The organism is Streptomyces ruber (genome assembly GCF_014648075.1).
Lineage (GTDB): Bacteria > Actinomycetota > Actinomycetes > Streptomycetales > Streptomycetaceae > Streptomyces > Streptomyces ruber.
The window spans coordinates 508544-529575 of record NZ_BMQK01000003.1; the positions used below are offsets into that span (position 1 = coordinate 508544).

Genomic DNA, 21032 nt, shown 5'->3' on the forward strand with positions numbered 1-21032 from the left:
CGGTGAGGCGGACCGGTAGGAAGGAGGCATGAACGACGTGGACCACCCCATAGACCTGCGGAGCGACACCGTCACCCGCCCCACCGACGCGATGCGCGCCGCCATGGCGCACGCCGAGGTGGGCGACGACGTGTTCGGCGACGACCCCACCGTGAACGCGCTCCAGGAGCGGGTGGCGGACCTGCTCGGCTTCCCCGCCGCGCTGTTCGTCTCCTCGGGCACCCAGAGCAACCTGTGCGCGCTGCTCGCCCACTGCGGGCGCGGTGACGAGTACGTCGCCGGGGCCGACGCGCACATCTTCACCCACGAGGGCGGCGGGGCGTCCGTGCTCGGCGGGATCCAGCCGCAGCCGCTGCCGCACCGGGCGGACGGGACGCTCGACCCGGCGGACGTCGAGGCGGCGGTCAAGCCGGACGACCCGCACTTCGCGCGGACCCGGCTGCTGTGCCTGGAGAACACGCTCGGCGGCGCGGTGATCGCTCCCGAGGACCTGGCGGCGGCCACGGCACCGGCCCGCAAGCACGGGCTGGCGACGCACCTGGACGGTGCCCGGCTGTTCAACGCGGCGGTGGCGGGCGGCGGCGACCCCTACGCGGCGGCGCGGCGGATCACGGAGCACTTCGACAGCGTGTCGGTGTGCTTCAGCAAGGGCCTGGGCGCGCCGGTGGGCTCGGTGCTGCTCGGCTCGCGGGAGTTCGTCGGCGAGGCCCGGCGGTGGCGCAAGGTGCTGGGCGGCGGGCTGCGGCAGGCGGGCGTCCTCGCGGCGGCCGCGTCGTACGCGCTGGACCACCACGTCGAGCGGCTGGCCGAGGACCACGCCAACGCGGCCCTGTTCGCCGGGGCGCTCGACGGAGTACCGGGACTGGAGACCGGCGCGGCCCGCACCAACATGGTCTTCGCCCGGCCCGTCCCCGGCGTCGCCCCGCGGGACCTGGTGGAGCGGCTCGCGGCCCGGGGCGTGCTGTGCACGGGCGGCCGGCCCCGGTTGCGGTTCGTGTTCCACCTCGGTGTCTCACGGGCGGACACGGAGCGCGCGGCACGCGTGGTGCGGGAGGTCCTGACCGAGGGCGTCGCCTGAGCGGGGACGGCGACGCCCCGGCACCCGGAGCCGCCCGAACCCTGCCGGGCACCGGCAATGCGCGCGTGCGCGCCGTCGGGCACGATGCCGTACGGGGAGCACTACGGACGGACCCGGCGCCGGACACCTGACGGCGCCGGGTCCCGGCCGAGGCAGCGGGAGGCAGCGGGAGGCAGGGGGGACGGGGGCGCGGGATGCGGATGCCCGTGGAGGCGGCCACCGGCCTTCCCCTGATCCTGTGCACCGCGGCCCTGGTCGTGGCCGGCTGTTTCCGGCTGCTGGTCGCGCTCCTGCGGCCGCCGGTGTCGGCCGCCGCACTGTTCGCCGCCTGGCGGCTGACCTGCCTGCTCGTCCGGCCGCTGCACCGCCTGATCGCCGTTCCCGCGTCCTGACGGCGGAACCGGGCCGATGTCCCGCCCGTCCACAGGACGAGTGGCCCTGTCGCGCGTGCCGGGTCCGCGCTACGTTCCGTCCGGATCGTCCCAGAGGCTTGAGGGGGGACCCCGTATGAGCCGCCGCAGTCTGTTCCCGGAGGACCCGCAGCGGCTGGGCGAGTACTGGCTGGCGGCGCGGCTGGGTTCCGGTGCGCAGGGCGTCGTCTACGAGGCGTACGGTCCCGCCGGGGCACGCGTGGCGGTGAAGGTGCTGCACCCGGACGTCGCCTCGGGGCCGAGGGCGCGGTCCCGGTTCGCCAAGGAGGTGCGGGCGGCGCAGCGGGTGGCGTCCTTCTGCACGGCCCGGGTGCTGGACGCGGACACCGAGGCGGAGAGCCCGTACATCGTCAGCGAGTTCGTGCCCGGGCCGAACCTGGCGGCGGCGGTGCGGATCGCGGGCCCGCTGCGCGGGGACGCCCTGCTGCGGCTGGCGACCGGGGTGGTCACCGCGCTGGCCGCGATCCACCAGGCCGGAGTGGTGCACCGCGACCTGAAGCCGAGCAACGTGCTGCTGGGCCCGGACGGCCCGCGCGTCATCGACTTCGGTATCGCCCGCACCGCGGAGATGACGCTCACCGAGACCGGCGCCGTCATGGGCACCGTCGGCTACCTGGCCCCGGAGACCCTCCAGGGACGGCACGCCGACGCCGCGGCGGACGTGTTCGCCTGGGGCGCGGTCGTGCTGTACGCCGCGACCGGCACCGAGCCGTTCCGCGGCGAGAACCTCGGCGAGGCCGTCGTCCGCGCCATGGAGTACGACCCCGACCTGTCCGCCCTGCCCGAGCCGCTGCAGCCGCTGGTCCACGACGCGCTGGCCAAGCGGCCCGAGGACCGGCCCGGCGCCGCCGCCCTGCTGCTGCGCCTGCTCGGCGGCGACGGCGTCACCGACGCCACCCTCCAGGCGCTGCGGGCCGGCGCCCACGCCGCGGGCAGCGGGCCCCTCGCGGAGGGCGCGGTCACCCCGGCGGTGGGTGAGGCGGCCGAGGCCGCCTACCGGTCCCTGTCGCCCGAGGTACAGGCGGTCGCCCGCGAGGTGTGGCTGCGCCTGGTGGTGCCGGGCAGCGCCCCGGACGGCTCCCACGACAGCGTCCGCACCGCCGACGAGGCCGAACTGCTGGCGGACCGGCCGGAGCACGAGCAGGCCCGCGTGCGCCAGGTGCTCACGGCCTTCGCGCACCCCGCCGTGCTCGTGCACGAGGGCACCACCGTCCGGCCGGCGAGCGCGGCGGTGCTCCGGGCCTGGCCCCGGCTGCGGACCTGGGCGGACACCGACCGCGCCGGGCTCCGCGTGCACCGGCGGCTGGGCGCGGCCGCCCGCACCTGGCAGCGGGGCGGGCGGCGCCCGGACGACCTGGCGCGCGGCACCGCCCTGCACGACGCCCTCGCCTGGGCCGCCACCGCCCCCACCCGGCTGCGCGCGAACCGGGTGGAGCGGGCGTTCCTCCAGGCCAGCCAGGAGGCCGAGGTCCACCGCGCGCGCCGGGCCCGCCGCCTCAACACCGTCCTGACCGGCGCGCTCCTGCTGACGCTGCTCTCCGCCGGCGTGGCCCTGTGGCAGCGCGGCACCGCCATCGACGCGCTCACCGCGAAGCAGCAGGCCCTGTCCCGGCAGCTCGCCACCCAGTCGGGCTCGATCCTCGACAGCAACCCCGATCTGGCCTCCCTGCTGGCCGTCCAGGCCTACCGCGCCAGCCCCACCAGGGAGGCCACCGAGAGCCTGTTCGACGCGGCGGCCTTCCCGCTGCGCCGTACCCTCACCGGCCACGAGGCCAGCGTGACCTCGGTGGCCTACGGGCCCGACGCACGCGTCCTGGCCACCGGCAGCGAGGACAACACGGCACGGCTGTGGGACACCACCACCGGCCACGCCCGCGCCCTCGAGGGCCACCGGGGTTACCTGAACGCGGTGGCGCTCAGCCCCGACGGGAAGATCCTGGCCACGGGCAGCGACGACCGCACGGCGAGGCTCTGGGACACCGCCACCGGCCGGCTGCGCACCACCCTCACCGGCCACCGGGACGACGTGGACGGGATCGCGTTCAGCCCCGACGGGCGCACCCTGGCCACCGCGAGCGACGACGGCACGCTGCGGCTGTGGGACACCGGCACCTTCCGCACCCGCGCCCGCCTCGGCGACCAGGGGCACATGAACGCGGTGGCCTTCAGCCCCGACGGGCGCGTCCTGGCCCTCGGCAGCGACGACGACAAGGTGCGGCTGTGGGACCCGGCGTCCGGTCGGCTGCGCGTCCTCACCGGTCACCGGCGCACGATCGAGTCGGTGGCGTTCAGCCCCGACGGGAGGACGCTGGCCACGGGCAGCGACGACCGTACGGCACGGCTGTGGGACGTCACCACGGGCCGGCCCCGCGCCACCCTGACCGGCCACCAGGGCTACGTGAGCTCGGTGGCCTTCAGTCCCGACGGGCACTTCCTGGCCACCGGCAGCGAGGACCGCACGGTGCGGCTGTGGGACACCGCCACCGGCCACGCCCGCACCCTCACCGGCCACCAGGGCGCGGTCAAGTCGGTGGCGTTCAGCGCCGACGGGCACACCCTGGCCACGGGCAGCGACGACCGCTCGGTGCGGCTGTGGGATCCCACCACCGTCCGCGCCCGTACCGTCACCGGGCACCGGGGCGACGTGGGGGCGGTGGCGTTCGGTCCGGGAGGAAACGTTCTGGCGACGGCGAGCGGCGACCGTACGGTGCGGCTGTGGGACCCGGCGACGGGCCGCCTGCGCCGTACGCTCACCGGCCACGCGGGGGCGGTGGACGCGGTGGTGTTCTCCCCGGACGGGCGGACCCTGGCGTCGGGCGGCGAGGACCGTACGGTGCGGCTGTGGGACGCCGCCGGCGGCCGGTCCCGTACGACCCTGGACGGGCGGCAGGGCGCGGTGCGGGCGGTGGCGTTCAGCGCCGACGGGCACACAATGGCCACGGCCGGCGCGGACCGTACGGTGCGGCTGTGGGACGCGGCGACGGGCCGCCCGCTGCGTACGCTCTCCGGCCACGTGCGGGCGGTGGACTCGGTCGTGTTCAGCCCGGACGGGCGGACCCTGGCGTCGGGGAGCGAGGACCGTACGGTGCGGCTGTGGGACGCCGCCACCGGCCGGGTCCGCGCGACCTTGCCGGGGCACCAGGGAGCGGTGCGCGCCGTGGTGTTCTCCCCGGACGGGCGGACGCTGGCGTCGGGGAGCGAGGACCGTACGGTGCGGTTGTGGGACGCCGCCACCGGCCGGGTCCGCACCACCCTCGTCGGCCATCGGCGCGGCGTGGACGCGGTGGTGTTCTCCCCGGACGGGCGGACCCTGGCCTCGGGCGGCGAGGACCGTACGGTGCGGCTGTGGGACCCCGCCGGCGGCCGGTCCCGTACGACCCTGACCGGCCACCGGGGCGCGGTGGAGGCGGTGGCCTTCCGGTCCGACGGCCGCACCCTCGCCTCGGGCGGCGGGGACCGTACGGTGCGGCTGTGGGACGTGAACCTGCTGAACCAGGCCGCGGCGATCGCCCGGATCTGCGAGGTCGTCGGCCGGGACCTCACCCCGAACGAACGGGCCGCGTACCTCCGGGGACAGTCGACGAAGGCGGTGTGCCCCTCCTGACGGGGAGGGGCCGACTGACGGGGAGGGGGCCGACGGACGGGAGAGGTCCGCTGACGGGACGGGAGCGCGCCCGCCCCGTCAGCAGACGCCGTCGCCCGGCTTCGGGTTGCCCAGGCCGAACAGCGGGCGCAGCTTCAGCCCCACCCACGTGCCGGCCAGCGCGAACGCTCCCCACAGCCAGCCGCTGAGGCTGCCCGAGGCGATGCCCGCGAGGTAGGCGCCGATGTTGCAGCCGCCGGCCAGCCGGGCGCCGATGCCCATCAGCACACCGCCGAGCACCGACGCGAGGGCCGTGCGCCAGGGGATGCCGCGGTGCAGGGCCCAGGTGCCGGCGAGCGAGGCGGCGACCGCCGCGCCCAGCATGATGCCGATGTCGGTGAGGCTGTTCTTGTCGGCGAGGACCGGGCCCGCCAGCATCCTGGCGTTGCCGGGCTGCTGCCAGAACGTCCAGGTCTCCGGGTGCCCGCCGAGCGCGCGCACCAGCTCCGAACCCCACAGGCTGAAGGCGCTCGTGATGCCCCAGGCGCCGCCGGACACCAGCAGCACGCCCGCGCCGAGCACGGCCAGCGCCAGGGCGCCCGCGGCCAGCGGCCAGGAACCGCGCAGCGCCCGCAGGGCCGCACCGCGCGCCGAGGGCACGGGCCCGAGCGGCGGCGGGTTGCGGCGGGCCTGGACCCGCCGGCTGACCAGCACCACGAGCAGCAGCGCGGCGATGGTCACGGCCCACGAGCCGAACCAGCCGATGTGGTCGGACATGACGACCGGCTCCCAGGCGGGGAGGTCCTTCCACAGGTCGAACCGCCAGGCGGCGAGCGTGGCGCCGAGGACGAATCCGCCGAGGGTCAGCAGCACCGAGGTCTGCCCCGAGCCGACCACGTAGAGGGTGCCCGAGGCGCAGGCGCCGCCGAGCTGCATGCCGATCGCGAAGAGCGCCGAGCCGACGATCAGGCCGACGCCGATCGACCCGCCGGACGGCGCGGGCTGCGAGCCGAACAGCCCGGTCCCGGTACCGATGATCAGGGCGAACAGGGTGGCCGTGGTACCGAGGAGCAGCGCGTGCGCGCGCAGCCCGACGCCGTTGCCGACCGCGACGAGCTGCCGCCAGGCGGAGGTGAAGCCGAACCGGGAGTGGAAGAGCGCGACGCCCAGCCCGATCCCCAGCAGGAGCAGCACGCCCGGCTTGGCGCCGTGCGTGGCCCACACGTACGCGGTCAGGGCCACGGAGAGCAGCCCGGCCACCACGAGCGGCGTCCGCCGCACCGGCTGCAGGGGCGGCGCCTCGGGCCGGGGCGAGGAGGTGGGGGAGGGAGTGAACAGGACGGCGGTCGCACGCGACGGCGCGGCCTGCCCGGCGGGTGGTGCGGTGGTCACGGAGGTTCTCCGGTGTGATGCACGGGGGACGGCGGGGACGGAGCGGTACCGGCCGGCGGCGCGACTGACGCGCGGCGGGCGCTGGGCTCAGCGGCGACAGAGGCCGTCGTCGACGCACCACGCCGAGTGCGCGAACAGCGCGAGGCCGAGGCGCGACGACGGGGCGGATGCAGACATGCGTACGAATATACGGACTGGGACGTTCCGAACGCCCCGCCGTCTCGCCATGTGGAAGGCGGGATGAGACGGCGGGCCGGAACGGCGGACCGGAACAGCGGGGTGGGGGGGCGCTCGGCCCGCGTACGTCCGGACGTGGGCGAGGGCGGCCCGCGGGCCGGGGAACGGGCGCGGTGGTCGTGCACCGGTGCACGCTCAACGGAACAAGTTCAGGGGGAAGTTGGGTAAAGGAGATCGGCATCTGGTTCGATTGGACAAGTGATCTTGAGTTCCTGCCCCAGGAAAGGCAACCGCTGATGTCATCCGTCGTCGACCGGCCCCTCTCCCCCTACCGTTCCGCTGTCCCGTCCGACGCCGTCGACGCCGGAGTGTTCCGCATCATCGCCGATCCCCGCACCCCGGTGTTCGTCAGCGTGCACGCGAGCGGACGGCGGCGGTACGGCTACTGGCAGCCGTTCGACGCCCGCACCAACAGGGGCGGTTGCTACGTCGCCCTGCCGACCGACGTCTGCGACCGGCTGCACTCCGCGGGGCGGATCCTGCTCGGCGACCCCCTCGAGGACCCGGGCAAGACCACGTACCGCGTCTGGCCCGCGCGCACTCCGGCGCCGGCCGTCCGCAGACCGGCCGCGGCGGTGCGCATACCCGTCCGGCCGGCGCCCGCGGGGACCCGGACGCTCGTCGCCTGAGCCGGATCGCGCCGCGTTGGGACCCGATGCCGGGGGCCGGGGCGTGGTGCGTGATGCAGGGACGCCGAGTACGGCGGGAAAGGCCCCGTGACGGCCGTTGGGGAAGGCGTGCGTGTCCCGCGCGCCCTGCCCTGCGGCCGGAGTCCGGCCGGTCGCCGACAGCCCGCAGCGTGACCGTACACCGCTTCCGCGCATGCCGCCTGAGCTGGGCTTTCGTACCCGTTGGGGCTACGATCGCCGACGTCGGCAGCGTGACGGGAAGAGGGGGAGGTGCGCGAGTGGACCGCTCCACGCGCACGGTCGAGGACGTGCTGCGGCTTCTGGACGGCCTGTTCGCCGGGAACGCCGACCGCTGGACGGGTGACGCCGGTGACTGGTGGGACGCCTTCTACGCGGATCGTTCCGGACCGGTGCCGTTCTTCGTTGCGGCACCGGACGAGAACCTGGTCTCGTACGCCGACCGCGGTCTGCTCACCCCGGGCCGTGCGCTGGACCTGGGGTGCGGACCGGGCCGCAACGCCCTCCGTCTGGCCTCGCTCGGCTTCGAGGTCGACGCCGTGGACCTGTCGCCCGCGGCCATCGCCTGGGCCCGGGAGCGGGCGCGCGAGGCGGGGGCGGACGTGCGGTTCCTCTGCGGGGACGCGTTCTCGCCGGTGATGGCGGCCGGAGGTGACGGAGTCACCGGGTCCGCCGGCCTCACCGCCCCCACCGGGTCCGCCGCGCCCACCGGGTCCGCCGCGCCCACCGGGTCCGCCGGCCCCACCGGCCCAGGCGGGTCCGCCGGGTCCGGCGCTTCCGCCGAACTCACCGGAGCCAACGGGTCGGAGCGGCTGACCGGCCCGTACGACCTGATCTACGACTCCGGCTGCTTCCATCATCTGCCGCCCCACCGCCGCGTCACCTACCTGGCGTTCCTCGACAGGTTCCTCGCCCCCGGCGGCCTGTTCGGGCTGACCTGCTTCGCCGCGGGCGCCGAGAATTCCGGATCCGAGCTGTCCGACGCGGAGTTCTACCGGCGCCGCCGTCTCGAGGGCGGTCTCGCCTACACCCCGGAGTCCCTGAGGCACATCTTCTCGGGCCTCACGGAGATCGAGATGCGGCGGATGCGGGACGAGCCCGCGGGATCCGCGTGCTTCGGCGAGCCCTTCCTGTGGACGGCGCTGTTCCGCCGCGAGGAGCGGGCGGTGTCTCGGTAATTCCGTGCGCCCCGTCTTGTCAGGGACATGAACCGACTCTAGAGTCCCGAGGCAACCGGAGAAGTGGGAGCGCTCCCATATGGGCTGCGTGAAGCCGGGCCCGAGCACCTCCCGCACTCGCGTCCCCACGGCGCCCTCCCGTTGAGAGGAACCCCCCGCATGCGACCGTCCTCGCTCCACCCGCGTCCCCGCCGACACTTACTGCGCACCCTCCTCGGGGCGCTGGTCACCGCTCTGGCCGCCCTCGCGGCCATGGTCACCGCCGTCCCAGCGGCCCAGGCGGACACCACGCTCTGCGAGCCCTTCGGCACGACGACCGTCCAGGGGCGCTACGTCGTCCAGAACAACCGCTGGGGCAGCAGCGGCACCCAGTGCGTCACCGCCACGGACACCGGCTTCCGGGTGACGCAGGCCGACGGCTCGGTGCCGACGAACGGCGCTCCGAAGTCGTACCCGTCGATCTTCAACGGGTGTCACTACACCACCTGCTCCCCGGGCACGAACCTCCCCGCGCGGATCAGTGGCATCTCCAGTGCGCCCAGCAGCATCACGTACACGTATGCCGGCAACGCCGTCTACAACGCCTCGTACGATATCTGGCTGGACCCGACGCCCCGCACGGACGGCGTGAACCGGACCGAGATCATGATCTGGTTCAACAAGGTCGGCCCGATCCAGCCCATCGGCTCGCAGGTGGGCACGGCCACGGTCGCCGGGCGGTCCTGGCAGGTGTGGTCGGGCAGCAACGGCTCCAACGACGTCCTGTCCTTCGTCGCCCCGGCGGCGATCGGCAGCTGGAGCTTCGACGTGATGGACTTCGTCCGCGAGACCGTCTCCCGTGGACTGGCGCAGAACAGCTGGTACCTGACGAGCGTCCAGGCGGGCTTCGAGCCCTGGCAGAACGGCGCGGGGCTCGCCGTGCAGTCGTTCTCCTCGACCGTCACCACCGGCGGCGGCACCCCGGGCGTGCCCGGGGACCCCGGCGGGCAGGCGACCTGCGAGGTGTCCTACGCGACGAACGTCTGGCCGGGCGGCTTCACCGCGGACGTCACCGTGACCAACACCGGCGCGGTCCCCGTCGACGACTGGCGGCTCGCCTTCGCCCTGCCCGCGGGGCAGCGCGTCGCGAGCGCCTGGAACGCCTCGCTCACGGGCGCCTCGGGCGCGGTCACGGCGAGCGGCCTCGGCCACAACGCGCGGATCGCGTCCGGGGGCAGCCAGACGTTCGGCCTCCAGGGGACCTACAGCGGCACGTTCGCCGAGCCGGACGGCTTCACCCTGAACGGCGTCGCCTGCACGGCCGGCTAGCGCGACGGACCGCCGACGTCGGGCGGGCCCCCGATCTCCCTCGCCCCTCCGGGCGGCACGTTCCCCGGCGGGGGCGAGGGCCCAGCACTGGACCACCCGACCACCGCCACCGATCACCCGACCACCGACCCGTAACCCCGACTGCCTGACCCCTGACCACCCGAATGGAGCGAACGTGGCTCGACGCAGCAGAATCCTCGTGGTGGCGACCGCCTTCGCCACTCTGCTCGCGGCGCTCGGCCTGACCCTGCTGGGGAAGGACCGCGCCGAGGCGCACGGAGTGGCGATGACGCCCGGATCGCGCACGTACCTGTGCTACCTGGACGGCCGCAGCGGCAACGGCGCCCTGAACCCGTCGAACCCGGCCTGCCGGGCCGCGCTGGACAAGAGCGGCGGGACGCCGTTGTACAACTGGTTCGCTGTGCTCGACTCCAACGCGGCCGGCCGCGGCGCCGGTTACGTGCCGGACGGCACCCTGTGCAGCGCCGGCAACCGTTCCCCGTACGACTTCTCCGCCTACAACGCGGCCCGCGCCGACTGGCCCCGGACCCATCTGACCTCCGGGAAGAGCATGCGGGTCAAGTACAGCAACTGGGCGGCGCACCCGGGTGACTTCAAGGTCTACCTGACCAAGCAGGGCTGGTCACCCACGTCCGCGCTGCGCTGGAGCGACCTCGACCTGATCCAGACCGTGACGAACCCGCCGCAGCAGGGCTCGGTCGGCACGGACGGCGGCCACTACTACTGGGACCTGAACCTGCCGTCCGGCCGCTCCGGTGACGCGCTGCTCTTCATCCAGTGGGTGCGCTCGGACAGCCCCGAGAACTTCTTCTCCTGCTCCGACGTCGTCTTCGACGGCGGCAACGGCGAGGTGACCGGCATCGGTGGCTCGAGCGGCACGCCGGACCCGGCGCCCGACCCCACGGACCCGGCGCCCGACCCCACGGACCCGCACACCGGCTGCATGGCCACGTACAACGTGACCAGTTCGTGGTCGGGCGGCTTCCAGGGCTCCGTCGAGGTGATGAACCACAACACCGCGCCCATGAACGGCTGGGCGGTGGCCTGGAAGCCCGGCAGCGGGACGAAGCTCAGCGCCGTCTGGAACGGTTCGCTGTCCACGGCCTCCGACGGTACGGTCACCGTGCGCAACGTGGACCACAACCGCACCATCGCCCCGGACGGCAGTGCGACCTTCGGGTTCACCGCCACCTCGACCGGCAACGACTTCCCGGCCGGCACGGTCGGCTGTGTGCAGTAGAGGTATGAAGCGGTAGCCGTGTGAAGCAGTGGCCGCGCGGGCGCGCGGCGCGTCGGTCCCGCCGGCGTGCCGTGCACCCGCGCGGCCTTTGCTTCTGCTTTACCATTTGGGAACCCGGCCGCGCCCGGGGGCGTTGACCTGACGGACCGCAAAGACGCGACCGACGACGAAGAGCCGGACAGGCAGCAAGAAGAAGCCGAGGTGGCACCAGTGGCGATGTGGGACCGGATCAAGGACCAGGCCAAGAACTTCCAGCAGTCCCAGGGCTCACGGGGAGCCGGTGGGCACGGTCAGGGGCAGAGCCCGTACGGCCAGGGGCAGCACGGCAGCCCCTATGGCCAGGGGCAGCAGGGCAGCCCGTACGGTCAGGGGCAGGGCTCGCCCTCCGGCGGCTCCAAGGCCCAGTTGATCGGGCTGCTGAAGTCCCAGCTCGCCTCGGTGAAGACGGAGCTCAAGAGCGGTGCCTACCGGGACGCCAGCATGGCGATGTGCGCCCTGGTGGCCGCGGCCGACGGACACGTGGAGCCGGCGGAGCGGCAGCGCGTGGAGGAGCTGATCGTCACCAACGAGGTGCTGCAGAACTTCCCCGCGGACCAGCTGCGCCAGCGGTTCAACAAGCACGTGGACCGGCTCGTCGCCAACTTCGAGCTGGGCCGGGCCGAGGCCCTCCAGGAGATCGCCAAGGCCGCCAAGAAGCCGGCGGAGGCCCGCGCGGTCATCCAGACCGGCATCGTCGTCGCGGGGGCGGACGGGCACTTCGAGCAGTCCGAGCAGTACGTCGTCCGCGAGGCCTGCGCGGCCCTCGGCGTCCCGCCCGCGGAGTTCGGCATCTGACGACGGCCGGGACTCGCAGGTCCGTTCCGCCGCCCGGCGCTGCCGCCGCGACCGGGCGGCTCCCGCAGCCGACGGGGCAGTGGGCCCGCATGACGTTCGGCACGGTCGTCCCGTGACCGTGCCGCCTTCGCAGCGGTGCGGTCCGCAGGCCGCAGTCCGCAGTCCGCAGACCGCCGGGCGCTGGCGCCCCGGGGCCGGTCCGCGGCCGGCGGGCGCCGGGGCCCGTGAGCCGCGTCGCCCCGTGCCCCGCGGCCACCACCGGGCCGCGGTCCGGCGACATGCGTCTCACGTCCGCCGGCCACGCCGGGCGGTGACGTCCCCGCCCCGGTCCCGCCTCCGGCCGGCGGGCACCGGAGCCCGTGACCCGCGGCCACACCCGGGGCGCGGTCCGACGCCATGCGCACCGCCTCCGCCCGGCCGCACCGGGCGATGCCCCGGCACGGTCGTCGGCCGGGGCGTCGTTGTGGTTTCCGGCCGGCTGACCGGCCGGCCGTGGAGCGGGAGGCGCGGTCAGGCGGGATTCTCGTCCGGGCGTCGGCGTGCCGGGTCGGAGGCCCAGTCGCGGTACCGGATGCGGGCCAGGTCGTGAACCTCTCCGACCGTGCCCCACTCGTTGCCGCCCAGCCGGGCCAGGGGGCGCAGCAGCCCGATGTCCGGCCGGCCGTCCACCAGGACGTCGTCGCTCACGACGGCGTGCACGACACGGCCGAACACCACTGTCGAGTTGCCCAGCCCCAGGGTCGCGTGCAGCGTGCATTCGAGCGCCACCGGGGACGCGGCCACGCGCGGCGGTCTCACCCGCAGCGACGGTTCCCGCTCGATCCCCACCGCCTCGAACTCGCCCTCGTCGCCGGGGAAGTCGGTCGCCGTCGCGTTGATCTGCTCGAAGAGCGGCTCGGGGGTGAAGTTGACGACGAACTCGCCCGTCTCCTCGACGTTGCGCAGCGAGTCCTTCCGCCCGACGGAGGTGAACTGGACGATCGGCGGATCCGTGGAGGCGACGGTGAAGAACGAGTGCGGTGCCAGGTTGGCCGTCCGGCCGTCCCCGGTGAGGGTCGAGACCCAGGCGATCGGCCGGGGCACGATCACGGCCGTGAGCAGACGGTAGAACGAGCCCGGATCCATGGATTCCGGTGAGTGGTCGACGCGCATGACAGCACGTTATCCGCCGTCGGCGCAGGTAGGTGAGCACGCCCGGACCACATCGGTAACACAGCCGACATACCGAGGCGATGACTAATTCCCAGGTTGATCATAGGATCCCTCGTCATCGGCCCAGCCCGAGCAGTACCACTGCCACCTGCACCACCCCGTACCCCCGCCCCCCACCCTCCGGGAGGAGCAAGTGAGAAGACGTCGTGCGGCCGTGTCGGCCGCCTCGGCACTCGTCACCGCCTTCGCACTCACCGGCACGCTCACCGGCCCCGCCGCCGCGGCGCCGGACACGGCGGCGGTCGCCACCGCCACCGACCCCGTCACCCACGAGGAGAACGACCGCGTCCCCGAGGGCTCGGTCTGGACGCAGCACTACTTCCCGTCCTCGGACGGCTCCGGCACCGAACTGCACGCCGACGTCCTGCTGCCCGAGGGGCTGCGCGAGGGCAGGAAGGTCCCCGTCATCCTGTCCGTCGGCCCGTACTTCGGGCACTCCGGACAGACCGGCCCCGAGGGCTTCACGCACACCGGCCCCTCGGCCCGCTTCAACGACTTCATCGAGGGCACCGACCTGTTCGCCGAGGGCTACGCCTTCGTCATGGTGGACCTGCGCGGCTTCGGCGGCTCCACCGGCTGCCTCGACTGGGCGGGCCCCGGCGAGCAGGCCGACGTCAAGGCGGCCGTCGACTGGGCCGCGAAGCAGCCGTGGTCCACCGGCGCGGTGGGCATGTACGGCAAGTCGTACGACGCCGCCACCGGCCTCATCGGCAACAACCTGGACCAGCGTGCGCTCAAGGCGGTCGTCGCCCAGGAGCCCGTCTGGGACATGTACCAGTACATCTACTCGAACGGGGTGCCGCGCCCGAACGTCACCGGCACCGCGAACGCCTACAACGGCATCGCCACGATCGACCCGTTGCCGGACGACGACCCGCGCTACCAGGCCAACGCCCGCTGGGAGGAGTCCCACCCGGAGTGCCTCACCCAGAACTCGGCCGGGTACCGAATAGCCGACCAGCAGGACCCGCACTGGAAGGCCCGCGACCTGGCGAAGCTGGCCAAGGGCAGTGACACCCCGCTGTTCGTCACCCAGGGCTTCATCGAGCCCAACACCAAGCCCGAGGAGATGGAGGAGTACCTCGCCAACCACAAGGGACCCGAGCGCGGCTGGCTCGGCCCGTGGGACCACGTGCGCGGCGGCGACCGCGTGGGCGACGGGCGCCTGGCCATGGGACGTGAGGGCTGGTACGAGGAGACGCTCTCCTTCTTCGACCAGTACCTCAAGGGCGTCAAGCCGAAGGTCCGGTACCCGGACTACTCCGTCGAGGACAACACCGGCGCCTGGCGCGCCCAGAAGACGTGGCCGGTCGTGGAGAAGTCCGTGACCCTCCCGCTCGGCGGCGGCTCGTACGTGGACGACGGCGGTGCCTCGGCGAGCGCGGCCCTGGCCGAGTCCGGCGCGGCGGCCCCGCGCACCCTGGCCGACCCGTCGCCGTCCGGCGGCGAATGGGACCTGGAGAACGCGCCCCGGCTCGACCGGGCCGCCCCGAACGGCCTGGCCGAGGAGCAGGCGGAGCGCCAGCGGGCCGGCGACGTCACGTCCAGCTTCTTCGTGTTCTCGAAGCCGGTCCGGCACGACGTGCGGGTCACCGGCACCCCGCGCGTCTCCCTGAGCGCGAAGGGGACGGGCAACATCATGCTCAAGCTGTACGACGTCGCCCCGGACGGCAGCGCCGTCATGTTCGACGAGCAGGTCTCCCTGCTGGAGTCGGGCAGGCTGTCCGTCGACCTGAAGTCGGCCGACTGGACCCTGGCGGCCGGACACGTCCTGGCCGTGGAGATCGGCTCCATCCAGACCGGCTCGTGGCGCGACACACCGTCCGGCGAGACCATCGAGGTCAAGGGCGCACAGCTGAAGCTGGCCCTGGACGACCCGGCCGACGACATCGCCACCGGCGGCAAGCGCTCACCGTACCTGGACACCTACCTGCGCCAGTACACGGTGGACCTCCCGGCCGGCCCGGGGACGTTCACGGTGCCCTCCGGACGCCGCCTCTGATCCCCGCACGCCCGCACGTACGGGCCGGCGCCTCCGGGTGCCGGCCCGTACCCGTACGAGGACGCCGGGCGTCCCGTCGCATCGTCAGGGCACGGGCAGGCGGGGCTGCACCTCGAAGGCCCGGCCGAGGCGTACGCAGCGCAGGATGCGCAGGAAGCGGTCGTCGTCGCTGACGAGGCGGATCCGGCCCCGCCGGGCGAGCACCCGGTTCCGCGCCCGGCACAGGACGCTCAGGCCGGTGCAGTCGATGAAGGACATGGCGCGCAGGTCCAGCACCACGTCCGGGTGCGGGCCGGCGGTGACGGCGTCCAGGCGGGCCCTGACCTCCGGCGCCGTGTGGATGTCGATCTCACCGTGCAGCTCCACGACGGCCGTGCCGCCGACGCGGTGCTCCGCGTAACACGTCATCAGCTCGGTGTGCGTCTCGGACATGGTCCGAGACAAGCCCGGAGGACGGGGGGCGCGGAAGGGCCGGTCGGCCCCTGCGCGCGTAACCGCCCGGCGGCCGCGTGCGCGGGGCGGCACGGACGCGCGGCCGCAAGGGCCCGGTGGTCCCCGTCCGGGGGCCGTCGGCCCGAGGGATCACCGCCGCCGCGGCCCCGATCATCGGTGTCGGAACCGTTCATGGCGGACGTCGACCTCCCCGTGCGACCGCCCGCCCACGCCGCCCCCACCCGTGCCTCCGACAAGCGGGTGGGGGAGAAAGGACGACCGTACGTGATCGCGACCGTGGGACATCCCGACCTCACAGCGCCGGCCCTGCAGCTGATCGAGGAGCAGCTGCGGTCCCGGCTGGCCCGCTTCGCGCGCGCGGGCGGAACCGGGCTCGTCCGGGCCGCCCGGGGACTGCCGCCGGTGTTCGGGCGGGCCGCGCGTTCGGCCGGGCTCGCCCTGGTGACGGTGCTGCCCGCGCGGGGCGGGCTGCCGGCCCTGCTGCGGGAGCCCGACCGCGCCGCCGCGGGCGAACTGCTGATCCTGTCCGAGCGGGCGGAGCTCCTGGAGTACGACCCCGAGGACCGCGGCTCGTGCATCGGCGCCGACGAGCACGTCCTGCGCAACTGCAGCAGGCTGCTGGCGGTGTGGGACGGCTCGCCCTCCACCGGCCGGGACGCCACGGCCCACCTGGTGGCCTTCGCGCGCAGCCACGGGGTCCCGGTCGATGTGCTCTGGCCCCGCGGCGCCCGTCGATCCCGTCCATAAGGGCCGATCGGCCCTGGTCCTCCGGCCCGGAGGCTGGAGAATGCCCAGTGGTGGGGGATTTCCCTCCGGCGGCGACGAGACAGAGCGCAAGGAGCGACCGATGGCGGACAGCGAGCAGGCCGGCCCGGACACCTCGATCCGGGTCTTCCTGCTGGACGATCACGAGGTGGTCCGGCGCGGGGTGCACGACCTGCTGGACGACGAACCGGACATCACGGTGGCCGGGGAGGCCGCCACCGTCGAACAGGCCCTGGTACGCGTCCCCGCCCTGCGCCCTGACGTGGCGGTCCTCGACGTCCGCCTGCCGGACGGCGACGGCGTCAGCGTGTGCCGGGAGCTGCGGTCGCGCATGCCGGAGCTGGCCTGCCTGATACTGACCTCCTTCGACGACGAGGAGGCCCTGCTGGACTCGGTCATGGCGGGCGCGGCCGGGTACGTGCTCAAGCAGATCCAGGGCTCGGACCTGGTCTCGGCGGTGCGCACGGTGGCCCGCGGCCAGTCGCTGCTGGACCCGAGCGCCACCACGAAGCTCATGGCCCGCCTGCGCGACGGCGGGCAGCCGCCGGAGGAACCGGACCTGCTGCCCGGACTGACCGAGCGGGAGCGGGAGATACTCGCCCTGATCGGCGAAGGGCTGACGAATCGTCAGATCGGGCAGCGGCTGTACCTCGCGGAGAAGACGGTGAAGAACCACATCTCCCGGCTGCTCGCCAAGCTCGGGGTCGAACGGCGCATCCAGGCGGCCGTCATCGCCACCCAGGCCCAGGACCGGCTGCGGGGCGCGGGGACCTGAGGGCCGGCCCCCGAGCGGTCCGTCACCTGCCGCCGCTGCCGCTTGCGCAGGGGGCGTACAGGCCGAGCGGCCGGACGCGGGTCGCGTGCAGCCGGGGGAGACCACGTGGCCGACCCGGACGGCGACCGCGCGGGCGGCCCGCATCAGCCGCTCGCGGTGTTCGGTCGGGAGGGCCGCGGCCGGGGTGGTGGCGGAGGGCATCGCTCCGGCTCCCTTCGACGCCCGCTTCGGATCACGCGGACGTCCTGCGCCCCGCGAGCCGGACCGCGGCAGGGGCCGAACGTCTCGGGGAAGGGACCGGCAGACCCTGACGCCCGACACGGCTGCCCGGCTCAGGCCGGACGCGGCCCGGGGCACGGGCCGCCGTCGTCACCGGCGTCACCGGTCGCACCGCCCCGTGCTCCTGGCGCCGACGACGTGATACGGGCGACGGCCCCGGCCGTCAGGGCGCGGTCGTGGGGCTCGCTCGCCAGCGCGCGGTGCAGCGTCAGGCCCTCGATCAGGGCGTCGAGCCGGCGCGCCGTCTCGGGGTCGAAGTGCCGCTCCAGGTGGACGCGGCTGCGGCGCATCCATTCCTGGGTGAGCTCCCGGTAGGCGGGCCGGCGGGCGGCGAGGGTGTACAGCTCCTGGGTGAGGACCAGGTCGCGCCGGGCGCCCTCGGACGTGGCGTGCACGAGGTCGACCACCGCCGCGCGGGCCCCGTCGCGGTCGGCGGCACCGGCGAGGTGCGCCCCGAAGACCGCGTCCATGTGGTCGATGAACCGGCTGAACGCCTCGCGCAGCAGTGCGTCCATGCCGTCGAAGTGGTACGTCATCGATCCCAGCGGGACGCCGGCGCGCGTGGCGGTCTTCCGGTGCGAGATGCCCGCGACACCCTCCTCGGCGATGAGGTCGAGGGCGGCGGCGATGATGCGTTCGCGGCGCAGGGGATCGCTTCGTCCGGTGGCCATGGCGGGACCCCTCAGAGGTCGCGGACCGGCCGGGCGGGACTGCCGACCGCCACGACGTTCGCGGGGATGTCCTTGGTGACCACCGCGCCCGCGCCGATGACGGAGTTGTCGCCGATGGTCACGCCCGGCAGCACGATGGCACCGCCGCCGAGCCACACGTTGTCCCCGATGGTGATCGGGCGGGCGGCCTCCCACTTGTCGCGCCGTGGCCCGGGCTCCAGCGGGTGCGTCGGGGTCAGCAGCTGGACGTTCGGCCCGATCTGGCAGTCCTCGCCGATCACGATCGCGGCGACGTCCAGGGCGGTCAGGTTGTAGTTGACGAAGGTGCGGGCGCCGATCGTGATGTTGCTGCCGTAGTCGACGTACAGCGGCGGTCTGACGTGCGCCTCCTCGCCCAGCGCGCCCAGCAGTTCCGCGAGGACCGGCTGCGCCGCCCCGGCGTCCTCGGCGTAGACGGCCTGGTAACGGGCGGCCAGCCGGACCGCCCGCTGCTGCCGGCGGGCGATCCCGGGGTCGTCGGCGATGTAGGGGTCACCGGCCTGCATGCGCTCCAGGTTCGAGCGGGAGTCCTGCGCGAAGTGGTCCGTGGTCATGGTGTACGACCGTACACTCCGAGGCGTACGGTCGTACACTTCCCGCACCCGGCGCCGAAAGAGGACGTCAGCCGCGCTGGGCCGCGATCATCGCCTTGTACCAGTGGTAACTGTCCTTCGGCGTGCGCCGCTGGGTGTCGTAGTCGACCCGGACCAGCCCGAAGCGCCTGTCGTAGCCGAAGGCCCACTCGAAGTTGTCGAGCAGCGACCACACGTAGTACCCGCGGACGTCCACCCCCGCGTCCATCGCCGCCCGCAGCGCGCCGAGGTGGTCGCGCAGGTAGGTCACCCGGTCGTGGTCGTGGACGACTCCGTCGGCGTCCGCCTTGTCGTCCTCCGCGGAGCCGTTCTCCGTGATGTGGACCGGCGGCAGCGCGTCCCCGTACCGCTCCTTCAGCCCCACCAGCAGCTCGGTGAAGCTCCCGGGGTCGACCGGCCAGTCCATCGCGGTGTGCCGTACGCCCTCCAGCCGCACCTCCGCGTAACGGTTGTCGGTGGCCACGCGCCGCGCCGGGTCGCTCTCGCGGTACGGGGCGTCGGCGACCACGATCGGCCGGTAGAAGTTGACGCCGAGGAAGTCCAGCGGCTGGGAGATCAGTCCGAGGTCACCCTCCCGCCGGAAGTCCTGGCCGGTGATCAGCTCGCCCCAGGTCTCCTCCTCCGTCTCCGGGTAGCGGCCCGCCAGGATCGGCTCGGTCCACACCAGGTTGTGCAGGGTGTCGGCGCGGACGACGGCCGCCCGGTCGGCGGGGGAGCCGGAGGCCGGCAGGTTGCGGTCGACGTTGAGGGTGATGCCCACCTCGCGGGCCCCCGCCGACCGCAGCGCCTGTACGGCGAGGCCGTGACCGACCAGCAGGTGGTGGGCGGCGGCCAGGGCACCCCGGCCCTCCTGGGCGCCCGGCGCGTGCCGGCCGACGGAGTAGCCGAGGAAGGAGCTGCACCACGGCTCGTTCAGCGTGATCCAGCGCGGCACGCGGTCGCCGAGGTGCCCGGCGACGACGGCCGCGTACTCGGCGAACCGTTCCGCCGTCTCCCGCACCCGCCAGCCGCCCCGGTCCTCCAGGGCCTGCGGCAGGTCCCAGTGGTAGAGGGTGGCGGCCGGCGTGATGCCCGCCGCGAGCAGTTCGTCGACCAGCCGGGAGTAGAAGTCCAGCCCCGCCGGATTCACCGGGCCGCTGCCGTCCGGCACGACGCGCGGCCAGGCGATCGAGAAGCGGTACGTGTCCACGCCCAGGTCACGCAGCAGGGCCACGTCCTCGGGGTAACGGTGGTAGTGGTCGCAGGCGACGTCTCCGGTGTCGCCGTTGGCCGTCCGGCCGGGGGTGTGGCTGTAGGTGTCCCAGATCGACGGGCCGCGGCCGTCCTCCTGTGCCGCGCCCTCGATCTGATACGCGGCGGTCGCGGCACCGAACTCGAAGCCGGGCGGGAAGCTGGGGAAGTCACTCATGTGCTGCTGCCCCTTCCGAGGCGGGATACGGTCACTTGACGGAACCGCCGGTGATCCCGGCGGCGATGTACTTCTGGGCGAGGACGAGCAGGATCGCCGCCGGCACCGCGGACAGCACGGACGCGGCCATCACCGAGCCCCAGTCGCCGACGTGCGCGCCGATGTACTGGTAGATGCCGAGCGTGATCGGCTTGACGTCGTCCGTGGTGTTCAGGGTGAGCGCGAACATGAAGTCGCTCCACGCGAACAGGAACGCGAACAGCCCCGAGGTGATCAGCGCGTTGCGGCTCATCGGCAGCACCACCTGGAGGAAGGTGCGCACCGGTCCCGCGCCGTCCATCTGCGCGGCCTCGATGACCTCGCCGGGGATGGACACCATGAAGGAGCGCATCAGCACGATCGAGAACGGGATGCCGAGCGAGGCGTCCGCCAGCATCAGGCCGAAGTAGGAGTTGACCAGGCCCAGGTCGACGTAGGAGTTGTAGAGCGCGTTGGCGATGACGATGCCCGGCACCATCTGGGTGATCAGCGTGCCGAACACGATGGTCCGCGAGCCGCGCAGCCCGAACCGCGCGAGCCCGTACGCGGCCGGGGCGGCGACCGCCAGGCAGATGGCGACGGCGCCGAGCGAGACCACCAGCGAGGTCACCAGGTGACCGCCCTGGTCCTCGACGGCCTTGGCGAAGCCGGACAGGTCCAGGCTGCCCGGCACCGGGTCGACCGAGAGCAGCCCCGAATCGGGCTGGAGCGCGGTGTTGAGCATCCAGTACAGCGGGAAGAGCATCACGCCCAGGATGAGCACACCGGCGACGGTGGAGCCCAGGCGGCGCCGTCCGCGGGTCCCGGTCCGGGCGGCGGCGGGAGCAGGAGTGTGCGCGGCCATCGT

At 74.0% G+C, this 21032-nt stretch carries 18 protein-coding genes; 11 read left to right on the forward strand and 7 right to left on the reverse strand.

What is annotated here, in order from left to right; all coding sequences use genetic code 11:
- Positions 1–28: 28 nt before the first annotated feature.
- The 3 genes from ltaE (at position 29) to IEZ04_RS10490 (ending at position 5113) form a co-directional block, all read left to right on the forward strand.
- The gene (gene ltaE / locus IEZ04_RS10480) at positions 29–1078 is read left to right on the forward strand and encodes a low-specificity L-threonine aldolase (RefSeq protein ID WP_189216450.1); all 1050 of its coding nucleotides are present in this window, start codon (positions 29–31) and stop codon (positions 1076–1078) included.
- 194 nt (positions 1079–1272) lie between these two features.
- Complete coding sequence (locus IEZ04_RS10485; protein WP_189216451.1) at positions 1273–1470, forward strand: hypothetical protein; 198 nt, start codon at positions 1273–1275, stop codon at positions 1468–1470.
- A 115-nt stretch (positions 1471–1585) separates the two neighbouring features.
- Positions 1586–5113 carry a protein kinase domain-containing protein gene (locus IEZ04_RS10490; RefSeq protein WP_189216452.1) on the forward strand — a complete coding sequence of 1176 codons (3528 nt, stop codon included), beginning with the start codon at positions 1586–1588 and terminating at the stop codon, positions 5111–5113.
- 78 nt (positions 5114–5191) lie between these two features.
- On the opposite strand, the gene IEZ04_RS10495 is transcribed toward IEZ04_RS10490, so the two are convergent.
- Positions 5192–6484: a YeeE/YedE family protein gene (locus IEZ04_RS10495; protein ID WP_189216453.1), complete on the reverse strand. Its 1293-nt coding sequence runs from the start codon at positions 6482–6484 to the stop codon at positions 5192–5194.
- 473 nt (positions 6485–6957) lie between these two features.
- On the opposite strand from IEZ04_RS10495, the gene IEZ04_RS10500 reads away from it, so the two are divergent.
- The 5 genes from IEZ04_RS10500 to IEZ04_RS10520 all read left to right on the forward strand — a co-directional run bounded on the left by IEZ04_RS10500 (position 6958) and on the right by IEZ04_RS10520 (position 11949).
- Positions 6958–7350: a hypothetical protein gene (locus tag IEZ04_RS10500; RefSeq protein WP_189216454.1), complete on the forward strand. Its 393-nt coding sequence runs from the start codon at positions 6958–6960 to the stop codon at positions 7348–7350.
- A gap of 278 nt (positions 7351–7628) precedes the next feature.
- On the forward strand, positions 7629–8546 hold the full coding sequence (locus IEZ04_RS10505) for a class I SAM-dependent methyltransferase (RefSeq protein ID WP_189216455.1): 918 nt from the start codon (positions 7629–7631) through the stop codon (positions 8544–8546).
- 159 nt (positions 8547–8705) lie between these two features.
- A complete protein-coding gene (locus tag IEZ04_RS10510; protein ID WP_189216456.1) occupies positions 8706–9854 on the forward strand; it encodes a glycoside hydrolase family 12 protein in 1149 nt (382 codons plus the stop codon).
- A gap of 175 nt (positions 9855–10029) precedes the next feature.
- Positions 10030–11115 carry a lytic polysaccharide monooxygenase auxiliary activity family 9 protein gene (locus IEZ04_RS10515; RefSeq protein ID WP_189216457.1) on the forward strand — a complete coding sequence of 362 codons (1086 nt, stop codon included), beginning with the start codon at positions 10030–10032 and terminating at the stop codon, positions 11113–11115.
- Between the two features lie 210 nt (positions 11116–11325).
- Positions 11326–11949, forward strand: coding sequence for a tellurite resistance TerB family protein (locus IEZ04_RS10520; protein WP_229820973.1), 624 nt, complete (start codon positions 11326–11328; stop codon positions 11947–11949).
- A gap of 510 nt (positions 11950–12459) precedes the next feature.
- Here IEZ04_RS10520 and IEZ04_RS10525 read toward each other — a convergent pair.
- Positions 12460–13101 (reverse strand): flavin reductase family protein, encoded by a 642-nt coding sequence (locus tag IEZ04_RS10525; RefSeq protein WP_189216458.1) that lies wholly within the window; start codon positions 13099–13101, stop codon positions 12460–12462.
- Positions 13102–13294: 193 nt separating this feature from the next.
- Here IEZ04_RS10525 and IEZ04_RS10530 point away from each other — a divergent pair, with 193 nt between their 5' ends.
- Positions 13295–15163, forward strand: coding sequence for a CocE/NonD family hydrolase (locus tag IEZ04_RS10530; RefSeq protein ID WP_189216459.1), 1869 nt, complete (start codon positions 13295–13297; stop codon positions 15161–15163).
- Between the two features lie 84 nt (positions 15164–15247).
- Here the strand turns inward: IEZ04_RS10530 and IEZ04_RS10535 are convergent, their stop codons facing one another.
- Complete coding sequence (locus tag IEZ04_RS10535) at positions 15248–15595, reverse strand: STAS domain-containing protein (protein WP_189216460.1); 348 nt, start codon at positions 15593–15595, stop codon at positions 15248–15250.
- Between the two features lie 285 nt (positions 15596–15880).
- On the opposite strand from IEZ04_RS10535, the gene IEZ04_RS10540 reads away from it, so the two are divergent.
- Together IEZ04_RS10540 and IEZ04_RS10545 are read left to right on the forward strand one after the other, a co-directional pair.
- Positions 15881–16363, forward strand: a complete 483-nt coding sequence (locus tag IEZ04_RS10540; RefSeq protein ID WP_346158613.1) for a hypothetical protein — start codon at positions 15881–15883, stop codon at positions 16361–16363.
- Positions 16364–16463: 100 nt separating this feature from the next.
- Positions 16464–17156 (forward strand): response regulator, encoded by a 693-nt coding sequence (locus IEZ04_RS10545; RefSeq protein ID WP_189216461.1) that lies wholly within the window; start codon positions 16464–16466, stop codon positions 17154–17156.
- Between the two features lie 332 nt (positions 17157–17488).
- Here the strand turns inward: IEZ04_RS10545 and IEZ04_RS10550 are convergent, their stop codons facing one another.
- The 4 genes from IEZ04_RS10550 to IEZ04_RS10565 form a co-directional block, all read right to left on the reverse strand.
- On the reverse strand, positions 17489–18106 hold the full coding sequence (locus tag IEZ04_RS10550) for a TetR/AcrR family transcriptional regulator (RefSeq protein WP_189216462.1): 618 nt from the start codon (positions 18104–18106) through the stop codon (positions 17489–17491).
- A gap of 11 nt (positions 18107–18117) precedes the next feature.
- Positions 18118–18699 (reverse strand): sugar O-acetyltransferase, encoded by a 582-nt coding sequence (locus IEZ04_RS10555; RefSeq protein WP_189216463.1) that lies wholly within the window; start codon positions 18697–18699, stop codon positions 18118–18120.
- Between the two features lie 67 nt (positions 18700–18766).
- Positions 18767–20146 (reverse strand): GH1 family beta-glucosidase, encoded by a 1380-nt coding sequence (locus tag IEZ04_RS10560; RefSeq protein ID WP_189216464.1) that lies wholly within the window; start codon positions 20144–20146, stop codon positions 18767–18769.
- A 31-nt stretch (positions 20147–20177) separates the two neighbouring features.
- Positions 20178–21029: a carbohydrate ABC transporter permease gene (locus IEZ04_RS10565; RefSeq protein ID WP_189216465.1), complete on the reverse strand. Its 852-nt coding sequence runs from the start codon at positions 21027–21029 to the stop codon at positions 20178–20180.
- Positions 21030–21032: the final 3 nt, after the last annotated feature.

Excerpts from the sequence above, each read along its gene's own strand:
- ltaE (WP_189216450.1), top strand. The coding sequence starts at position 29 with ATGAACGACGTGGACCACCCCATAGACCTGCGGAGCGACACCGTCACC.
- IEZ04_RS10485 (WP_189216451.1), top strand. The coding sequence starts at position 1,273 with ATGCGGATGCCCGTGGAGGCGGCCACCGGCCTTCCCCTGATCCTGTGC.
- IEZ04_RS10490 (WP_189216452.1), top strand. The coding sequence starts at position 1,586 with ATGAGCCGCCGCAGTCTGTTCCCGGAGGACCCGCAGCGGCTGGGCGAG.
- IEZ04_RS10500 (WP_189216454.1), top strand. The coding sequence starts at position 6,958 with ATGTCATCCGTCGTCGACCGGCCCCTCTCCCCCTACCGTTCCGCTGTC.
- IEZ04_RS10510 (WP_189216456.1), top strand. The coding sequence starts at position 8,706 with ATGCGACCGTCCTCGCTCCACCCGCGTCCCCGCCGACACTTACTGCGC.
- IEZ04_RS10525 (WP_189216458.1), bottom strand. The coding sequence starts at position 13,101 with ATGCGCGTCGACCACTCACCGGAATCCATGGATCCGGGCTCGTTCTAC.
- IEZ04_RS10535 (WP_189216460.1), bottom strand. The coding sequence starts at position 15,595 with ATGTCCGAGACGCACACCGAGCTGATGACGTGTTACGCGGAGCACCGC.
- IEZ04_RS10545 (WP_189216461.1), top strand. The coding sequence starts at position 16,464 with ATGGCGGACAGCGAGCAGGCCGGCCCGGACACCTCGATCCGGGTCTTC.
- IEZ04_RS10550 (WP_189216462.1), bottom strand. The coding sequence starts at position 18,106 with ATGGCCACCGGACGAAGCGATCCCCTGCGCCGCGAACGCATCATCGCC.
- IEZ04_RS10555 (WP_189216463.1), bottom strand. The coding sequence starts at position 18,699 with ATGACCACGGACCACTTCGCGCAGGACTCCCGCTCGAACCTGGAGCGC.
- IEZ04_RS10560 (WP_189216464.1), bottom strand. The coding sequence starts at position 20,146 with ATGAGTGACTTCCCCAGCTTCCCGCCCGGCTTCGAGTTCGGTGCCGCG.
- IEZ04_RS10565 (WP_189216465.1), bottom strand. The coding sequence starts at position 21,029 with ATGGCCGCGCACACTCCTGCTCCCGCCGCCGCCCGGACCGGGACCCGC.